At 73.6% G+C, this 8299-nt stretch carries 7 protein-coding genes; 2 read left to right on the top strand and 5 right to left on the bottom strand.

Annotation, left to right across the window (positions count from 1 at the left end):
• Window positions 1–61: 61 nt before the first annotated feature.
• Window positions 62–700, bottom strand: a complete 639-nt coding sequence (locus ABZ215_RS42645) for a DUF6801 domain-containing protein (protein WP_354712855.1) — start codon at window positions 698–700, stop codon at window positions 62–64.
• A 258-nt stretch (window positions 701–958) separates the two neighbouring features.
• Here ABZ215_RS42645 and ABZ215_RS42640 point away from each other — a divergent pair, with 258 nt between their 5' ends.
• Window positions 959–2458, top strand: a complete 1500-nt coding sequence (locus tag ABZ215_RS42640; protein WP_354956581.1) for an AMP-binding protein — start codon at window positions 959–961, stop codon at window positions 2456–2458.
• A gap of 177 nt (window positions 2459–2635) precedes the next feature.
• Here the strand turns inward: ABZ215_RS42640 and ABZ215_RS42635 are convergent, their stop codons facing one another.
• The 3 genes from ABZ215_RS42635 to ABZ215_RS42625 all read right to left on the bottom strand — a co-directional run bounded on the left by ABZ215_RS42635 (window position 2636) and on the right by ABZ215_RS42625 (window position 5967).
• On the bottom strand, window positions 2636–3340 hold the full coding sequence (locus ABZ215_RS42635) for a class I SAM-dependent methyltransferase (RefSeq protein WP_354956579.1): 705 nt from the start codon (window positions 3338–3340) through the stop codon (window positions 2636–2638).
• Complete coding sequence (locus ABZ215_RS42630) at window positions 3337–4602, bottom strand: helix-turn-helix domain-containing protein (RefSeq protein ID WP_354956577.1); 1266 nt, start codon at window positions 4600–4602, stop codon at window positions 3337–3339. Before ABZ215_RS42630 ends, ABZ215_RS42635 begins: the two co-directional genes overlap by 4 nt.
• Before the next feature lie 210 nt (window positions 4603–4812).
• Window positions 4813–5967: a helix-turn-helix domain-containing protein gene (locus ABZ215_RS42625; protein WP_354956575.1), complete on the bottom strand. Its 1155-nt coding sequence runs from the start codon at window positions 5965–5967 to the stop codon at window positions 4813–4815.
• 157 nt (window positions 5968–6124) lie between these two features.
• On the opposite strand from ABZ215_RS42625, the gene ABZ215_RS42620 reads away from it, so the two are divergent.
• The gene (locus ABZ215_RS42620) at window positions 6125–7198 is read left to right on the top strand and encodes a DUF2235 domain-containing protein (RefSeq protein WP_354956573.1); all 1074 of its coding nucleotides are present in this window, start codon (window positions 6125–6127) and stop codon (window positions 7196–7198) included.
• Window positions 7199–7269: 71 nt separating this feature from the next.
• Here the strand turns inward: ABZ215_RS42620 and ABZ215_RS42615 are convergent.
• Window positions 7270–8299 (bottom strand): CapA family protein (locus ABZ215_RS42615; protein ID WP_354956570.1); only part of this gene is annotated, 1030 nt, incomplete at its 5' end.

Raw genomic sequence — 8299 nt, 5'->3', positions numbered from 1 at the left:
GTGCCGTACCTACACCCCCACCCCCCGCGCGGCCCGGCGCCCGGGCCGCGCGGGAGTTCCGTCAGCGGATCCGCTGCTCGGTGGCGGCCTGCGCGGCCTCGGTGATCTGCACGGTGGCGAGCACGTTGTCCTGCCCGGGGTCCTGCGTGCACTGGGAGTCGAAGGTGCCGAGGCCGGTGTCGGAGCCGTCGGCCTTCTTCGGGTGCAGGGTCAGCAGCAGGTCGCCGACCGTCACGGTCGCCTCGCCGGGCTGGGTGAAGGTCAGCGACGGCGTGGTGCCGGTCGCGGTGACGTCGAAGGCGCCGGAGGCGGGGATCGCGGTCGGCGGGATCGTGGTCGGGACGGTGACCGGCAGGGTCGCCTCGGGGGCGGCGACCGTGGCGGAGGCCTGCGCGGTGCCCTCCACCGTCTTGGCGCCGACCAGGTTCAGGCCGGCCGTGGCGGTCGAGGACACGGTGGCGACCGCCTCGATGCCGAACTCGGGCGTCGGCTGGCCGACGGTCGCGGTGGCCGGGATGTCGGCGTTGATCACGACGCTGATCGGCTGGTTGCCGATGAGCGGGAACGGGCAGGTGTAGGTCAGCGTCAGTGTGGCCGGGTCGGCGGCGCTGGTGCCCGCGCCGGCGAGCAGGCCGGCCGCGGCGGAAACCGCCAGTACCGATCCGGAGACGATTCCGCCGGCGATTCTCTTCCGATTCATGCACATCTCCATTGATAATCGCAGAAAAGGATTACTGATGAGTAATGTAATGACGTGAAATTACTCCGGCAAGGTTGTCCGGAAAACTTGTCACCGATTGCAGGGGTTTCCGCGGGGAAGTTGGCATCTCTGCCGAAAGGCCCCAAGAGCTGCGGATTTCCCGGCGGCACTCACGTGGCTGACAAGTATCGATTCGCTCCGCTGGCACCCCGCTCACAAGTTTTGACACCCCATTCACAAGATCACTACGGTTCCGTTGTGACCCAAACACTCGCGTCCCTGCCGCAGTTCCTGGCGACCTGGGCGCGCCGGGATCCGGACGCCCGCGCGGTGTCCGACGGCACCCGCTCGCTCACCTGGGACGAGCTGGACCGGCGGGTGACGTCGGTGGCCGCGTGGCTGCGGCGGTTCAGCTTCGACGGCGTGCGCGCCGCGATCCTGGCCGACGAGGGCGTGGACTGGGTCGTCGGCTTCCTCGCCACCCTGCGTGCCGGGCTGGTCGCGGTGCCCGCCTTCGCGCCGGGGCGCGACGACGCCTGGCTCGCCGCGACGGTCATCGACGCGGCGCCGGAGATCGTGCTGACCACGGGGGAGAAGCTGCTCGACGTCCGCGCCCTCTTGGACGCCGCCGGTGTCGAGGTGTGGCGGATCGTCGCGATCGACACGGTGCCCGGCGATCTGTCCGACCTGGACGAGCCGGATCCCGCCGACGTCGCCTGCCTGTGCTACACCTCCGACTCGGTGGGGGTGGTGATCACCCACGCCGGGCTCGTCGACAGCGCCGCGCGCACCGCCGGGGCGCTGCGCCTGGCCGACCGGGCGTCGGTGGTCGTCAACTGGCTGCCGCTGTGCCAGATGGGGCTGCCGTTCGCGGTGGCCGCGCCGGTGTTCGCCGGGTGCCCGTCGGTGCACCTGGCGCCCGATCGCGTGCGGGAGCGGCCGGAGATCTGGCTGCGCGCGCTCGCGGCGAACCCGGGCGCGGTGACGTCGGCGGGGAACTCGTTCCTGGCGCGCTGCCCGGTGCCGGACGGGCTGGACCTCAGCGGCGTCCGGGCGGTGCTGGACGTGGGCGAACCGGCGCGGCACCGGGCGGTGCTGCCCGGGTCCGGCCTGCGTCCCGACGCGCACCGGGCCGCCTACGGGCTGCTGGAGGCCACCGGCCTGGTGTCCGTCGGGGACGGTCCGGTGTCCAGCGGGCGGCCCGGCCGCACCGTCGCGATCGTCGACCCGGTCACGCGCCGGTCGCTGCCTGCCGGCGCGGTGGGGGAGATCTGGGTGACCGGGCCGACAGTGGCGCGCGGGTACTGGCGCCGGCCGGCGGCGTCGGCGGAGACGTTCTGCGCGCTGCTGCGCGACGAGGCCGACGCGGGGGAGCCTGGCTGGTGGCTGCGGACCGGGGACGTCGGCTTCCTGTCCGGCGGCGAGCTGACCGTACTGGGGCGGCTGGAGAACCGGTTGCCCGCCGGGGCGGTCCAGGCGGAGGCGGTGGAGGCGACGATCGAACGGGTCGTGCCCGAACTGCTGCCCGGCTCGACGGTCGTGTTCGCCGTCGAGGACGAGGTCGTGGTGCTCGCCGAGGCGCCCGGCCCACTGACCTGCACGGCGGCCGTCGAGCAGGCCGTCGCGGACGGATACGGCCTGCGGGTGCGCGACGTGCACGTGGGCCTGCCGGGAACGCTGCCCCGGACCGTCGCGGGCAAATTGGCGCGTGCCGCCTGCCGGGAGGCGTATTTGGCTAGCGCGCCGGCCGTTTCCTAGGTGCTGTCCGGGAAGTTTCCGGTAGCCGTCGCCACGGTGCAGCAGATCCCGCGTCGCCACGGCCTGCCACCACAGGCCCCTGCGAACCCAAGCCAACGCGAGGTCGGACGCTTCCACCGCACCCTGCTCGAGGAGCACCCTCGGCAGCCGCGGAACCAACCCCACCGAACAAAACAACTAGGGCGCGGCCTCGAGGACGAAGAACAGGAACGCGGTCTTCGTCGACAGCGATTCGAAGTCGCCGGGGAAGAGGTCGCGGGCGGCCGGGTCGGGCTGCGGCTCGACGAGCGCGGTGAGGCGGAACCCGGCGTCGGTGAAGGCGCCGGTCATCGCGTGCAACGGGCGGCGCCAGAACCGCATCGGCACGGTCTGACCGCCGAAGGTCCACTCGAAGGAATAGCTGGTGGTCGCGAAGTAGTCGGGCCGGGGCTCCTGGACCGTGTAGGCGACGAACGGGTGGTCCACCGACGCGATCAGGCGGCCGCCGGGCCGGAGCACCCGCCGCAGCTCCGACAGCGCCGGTTTCCAGTCCTCCAGGTAGTGCAGCACCAGGGAGGCGACCACGTCGTCGAACGCGCCGTCGGCGAACGGCAGGGGGTCGTTCAGGTCCGCGAGGCGGAGCGGCACGTCCTCACCGAGGCGCCGCCTGGCCAGCGCCAGCATCCCGGCGCTGGCGTCGATGCCGGTGACCTCCGCGCCGCGGTCGCGCAGCGCGGCGGTCAGGGGCCCAGCGCCGCAGCCCGCGTCCAGGATCCGGCGGCCGGTCACGTCCCCGGCGAGGGACAGCATCGCCGGCCGCTCGTAGTACGCGTTCAGCAGGCTGTTCTCGTTCTCGGCCGCGTAGGCCTCGCCGAAGCTGTCGTAGTCGTTCACCCGGTTCATGCCGCGGGCGTCAGCAGTTCCGCCGCCCGCAGCGCGATTTCCAGCCGCAGCCGGTGTTCCGGGTCGTTCAGCCGCTCGCCGAACAGTTCCTCGATCCGCCGCATCCGGTAGCGCACCGTCTGCGGGTGCACGCCCAGCCGCTCGGCCATCTCCGGCGCGCTCCCGCTGGACTGCAGCCACGCCAGCAGCGTCTGCCCGAGCCGCGCGCGCTGTTTGTCCGTCAGCCCCTGCAGCGGCTCGAGGCACGCGTCTCGCAACTGTCCGATCAGGAACTCGTCCGCCAGCAGCCACAGCGTGGCCAGGTGGTCGTCGGCGTGCAGCACCGGCTCCCGCGGGAGGATGCGGCGTACGCTCAAGTCCATCGTCCGGCGCGCCCAGCGCAGCGACACCGCCGCCTCCGCCAGCGGCACCCGCGGCCCGATCGCGACGCGCCAGCCGCGCAGCGCGGCCTCCAGGCCCTCCGGCGGCGCGGCCGCGAGCAGGCACGGCTGCGGGCTCTCCAGATCCGCCAGCACCTCGGCGGGCAGCGCGGGCGGCGGCAGCCGGTGCTGGTCGCGCCGCGGCTCCAGCGCCATCGCGACCACCTTGTCCGGCACGTGCCACCCGGCGGCCGCGGCCAGTCCCTCGACGGCCTGCGGCGCGGGCGCGGGCTCGGACAGGACCAGGCCGAGCAGCTGCCTGCGCTGCCGGGCCCGGGTGCCCGCCGCCCGCGCCTGCGCGGCGCGGTAGCCCTGCACGGACAGCGCGGAGATCTCGTCCACATAGGCCAGCACCGCTTCGGCGCCGGTGTAGAGGAGATCGGACGGCAGCCCCTTCGCCTGGCCGACCTTGGCGATGTAGCGCCACGCGGCCAGCCCGCCGACGCGGTAGGCGGTCTGGATCTGGTCCAGCGGACGCCCCTCGCTGTACTCGATGCGGCCGAGGTGCCGGAACACGCCGATCCAGGTGTCCTGGGACACCGCGGGGTTGCCGATGTTGTCCAGGCAGTGCCCGACCGCCTCCCGCACCCCGCGCACGATGACCTCGCCGAACGGCCCCTCCAGCGGACGGGCGTACTCCGGCACCGCCCGCTGGATCTCGGCCAGGATGACCCGCGTGAGCGCGTCCGCGTGCGGGCGGAACACCGCGGCCAGCTCGCGCGGCAGCGACGCCCACAGCGTGCTCGCGCGGCCGTGCGCCGGAGCCTCACCGGGCGGGCGGCGCGGGTGCGGCGGCCGCGGCGGCGCGGTGCGTCCGGGCCGGACGTCGGCATCGATCGTCATGTCAACCCCTGCTCGGGAAACCGCAGCACTGCGGTGGGTGGAGAACTTCGCGGCCGGCCCCGTGCTCGTGGCCCGCTCGCGGAGCCAACATGGCATCACCCGGGTCGCGTTGGCAAGAACCGTTGACACACTCCGAATTCCTGCGCCACCCGTTCGGGTGACGAGTGTCGAGACGGGTGACACCCGGAGGAGGTCCCGTTCGCGCGTGCCTCACAAAGTCCCCTCCTCGGCGCCGAGTTGCCTGCGCAGCACCAGGTGCAGCCCGAACCGCGTGTCCGCGTCGTCCAGCCGGTCGCCGAACAGCTCGCGCAACTGGTGCAACCGCGCCCGCACGGTCTGCGGGTGCACCTGCAGTCGGCGCGCGATCTCCGGCGCGCCGCCCCGGGTTTCCAGCCACGCCAGCAGGGTTTCGCCCAGCCGCGCGCGTTGCCTGCCGCTCACCGAGTCCAGCGGGGCCAGGTACTTCGCGTGCAGCCGGTCGGCCAGGAAGTCCTGCGAGCGCAACCAGATCGCGTCGAGGTGCTCGGCGCACCACACGACGTCCCCGGGCAGGGCGAGCCCGCGCCGGGCCAGCCGGTGCGCGGCCGGGGCCAGCACGAGCGGAACCGGGGGCGACACCGCGGCACGCGCGGGTTTTTCCCAGTTGCCAGACAGGATTTCGACCGTCCGTTGCGGACTGGGCGTGATCAGGCAGGGGCGGTCGCCGTCCAGATCGACGAGGACCTCGTCGTCCAGCACGTCGGACGGCAGGCCCTCGGCGTGTTCGAGGGCGATCACGGCGACCCGTTCGGGCACCACCCACCCCGCGTCCTCGGCCGGGCCCTCCAGACACGGCTGCGGCTCGGCGAGGACCAGCGTGGCCAGGCGGCGACGGCGCTCCTCGGCTCCTGACGGCTGCCGCGCCTCCTGGAACCCTTCGAGCGCCGTCGCGGACAGCTCGTCGACGAACGCGAAGATCGCCTCGGCCGCGGTGGTGAGGGTCTGCGGGCCCGCGCCGAGGTCACGCAGCACCGGGGTCAGGTACTGCCAGGCGACCCGGCCGCCGATGCGCACCGCGGCCTGCAGGGCGTCGAGCGTGCGGCCCTCGTCGAACTCGCGCCGCCCGCGCCGCCGGAACTGGCGGACCCACTCGCTGTGGTCCGGGTGGGGGTTGCCGATGCACTGGAAGCAGTGCCGGACCGCCACCTCGATGCCCTCGGCCAGCGCGCGGCCGAACCGGCCTTCCGGCGGCCCGGAGTACTCCGGCACCTCCCGCCGCACTTCGCGGACGATCGCCTCGGCCAGTGGACGGGTGTGCGGCTCCAGCGCCACCGCGAGTCGTCTCGGTGTGGCCGCCAGGGCCTGCGCACTGCGGTAGTCCGGCACTTCCGCCCCCTTGACGCGCCGCAACAAAAACCTGAAGCCGACTCGTGTTCTTGCTGGTCAGCGACCCGGCCGGACGATGCTACCGCCTGGTAGCCAGAGCGGACAGTAACCCTCGGCACTCGATCGGCGACAAACCGGGCGTCGAGGGGAGCTGTGCATGACCAAGCGGCTGGTGATCTGCTGCGACGGGACCTGGAACACGCCGGACCAGCCGGCGCCGACCAACGTGTCGCGGGTGGCGCTGGCGGTCGCGTCCGCCGACGGGGCCGGGCGCGAGCAGCGGATGTTCTACCACCCCGGCGTCGGGACGCGGCCCGGCGAGCGCCTGTGGGGCGGGGCGTTCGGGTTCGGGCTGTCCCGCAACGTGCGCGAGGCCTACCGGTTCCTGGTCCGGACCTTCGAGCCGGGGGACGAGCTGTTCCTGTTCGGGTTCAGCCGCGGCGCCTACACCGCGCGCAGCCTCGCCGGCCTGGTGCGCAACTGCGGCATCCTGCGGCCCGAGCACGAGGACCGGATCGGCGAGGCGTACGCGCTCTACCGCGCCCGCGGGTCGAAGACGCACCCGCGCTCGGCCGCGGCGGAGCTGTTCCGCCGGTCGTACTCGCGCGAAACGCGGATCCGGTTCCTCGGCGTGTGGGACACCGTCGGCTCGCTCGGCATCCCGCTGTCCGGGCTGCGGCTGGTCAACCTCGTCAACCGGCGCTGGCAGTTCCACGACACGGAGCTGAGCTCCAGCGTCGACGCGGCCTACCACGCGCTGGCGATCGACGAGCACCGCCCGCCGTTCCGGCCCGCGCTGTGGCAGCCGCGCGCGGACACGATCGGGCAGCGCGTCGAGCAGGTCTGGTTCGCCGGGGTGCACTCCGACGTCGGCGGCGGCTACCCGGACCGCGCACTGGCCGACATCAGTCTGCTGTGGATGGCCGAGCGGGCGCGGACACACGGGCTGGCCTTCGAACCGGGCGCGTTCGCCGCCGCGGAGCTGGACCCGCTCGGCCGGGCGCACGAGTCGCGCACGGGGTTCTACAAGCTGATGCCCCGGCACGTGCGGCCGCTGGGCACGTCGTCGCACGAGTACGCGGCGTCGAGCGCCGTGGAGCGGCAGGCGCTGGTCGCGGGGTACGCCCCGAACCTCGACGCGTACCTCTCCGAGGGTGGCGCGGTGCTCCCCGTCCGCAGCGACGAGGGAGAGCGCTTCCCGGTGGCCAGCCCGGAGCCGGAACCCGCCTGAGCGCAGGACTCGCGCGTCCGGCTCCAGCGTCACCCGGTCCGCGCAGCGACCGGTCGGCCGCGCCGGGCTCGTCAGCCGCGGGTCAGGCCGTGCGCGGCGGCGCCGCGGCTGAGGACCACCTCGTCGGTCCGCGCGAGGGCTTCCTCGGCGCGCGCCCGGTCCAGTGCGGGGTCGTCGGCGGTGCGCAGCCGGATCGGCGGGCCGAGGTCGATCACCGTCGGCACGTACTCGGCGCGGTCCACCGTCCAGCGGTCGCCCGACCGCGTGAAGTGGAACCGGCCGATCAGCCCCTCCTCGGTGGTGCCGCGCGGCTCGGAGTGCCTGGCGATCGAATTGCCCAGCCCGTAGGCGACCCACTTGCCGCCGATCTTCTCCATCGGCTGCACGACGTGCGCGTGGTGCCCGATGATCAGGTCCACCGCCGGGTCGGCCAGCACCCGCTGCGCGATCTGCCGCTGCGACGCGGTCGGCTCGTGCTGGTACTCCGTGCCCCAGTGCAGGCTGGCGATCACCACCTGCGCCCCGGCCGCCCGCGTTGCCCGCGCTTCCGCCAGCACCGCGTCCGCGTCGAGGGTGTTGGACACCCACTGCTTGCCGCCGGGCAGTTTCTTGCCGTTGAACCCGAACGTGTACGACACGTGCCCGACCTTCACGCCGCGCACGTCCAGCACCAGCGGCGTGCGGGCCTCCTGCTCGGTCCGGGCGGAGCCGGTGTGCCGGATGCCGGCCTCGTCGAGCTCGTTCAGCGTCCGGTTCACGCCGTCGGTGCCGGTGTCGATCGTGTGGTTCGACGCGGTCGAGCAGTCGTCGTACCCGGTGTCGGCCAGCGCGTCGGCGATCTCCGGCGGCGCGCTGAACTCCGGGTAGCCCTGGAACGGGCCCTCCTCGGGGGCGAGCGGCGTCTCCAGGTGGCACACCGCCAGGTCCGCGGCGCTGATGTCGTCCCGGATCCCGGCCAGCAGCGGCCGGTAGTCGCGGGTCCCGCCGCCGTCGGCGACCGCCTGATCGGTCAGCGCGGGGTGGATCACCGGGCGGCTGATGGCCGCGGCGGCCGCGGACATCCTGAAGGCGGACCGGGAGCGCGCACTGGCGCGGCTGCGG

This window comes from Amycolatopsis sp. NPDC006131 (genome assembly GCF_040614175.1).
Lineage (GTDB): Bacteria > Actinomycetota > Actinomycetes > Mycobacteriales > Pseudonocardiaceae > Amycolatopsis_E > Amycolatopsis_E tucumanensis.
The sequence above is the reverse complement of the archived record's forward strand: the minus strand, read 5'-3'. Positions and strand labels throughout refer to the sequence as shown.

Coding starts and splice junctions, on each gene's coding strand:
- ABZ215_RS42630 (WP_354956577.1), bottom strand. CDS start 4,602: ATGACGATCGATGCCGACGTCCGGCCCGGACGCACCGCGCCGCCGCGG.
- ABZ215_RS42645 (WP_354712855.1), bottom strand. CDS start 700: ATGAATCGGAAGAGAATCGCCGGCGGAATCGTCTCCGGATCGGTACTG.
- ABZ215_RS42635 (WP_354956579.1), bottom strand. CDS start 3,340: ATGAACCGGGTGAACGACTACGACAGCTTCGGCGAGGCCTACGCGGCC.
- ABZ215_RS42620 (WP_354956573.1), top strand. CDS start 6,125: ATGACCAAGCGGCTGGTGATCTGCTGCGACGGGACCTGGAACACGCCG.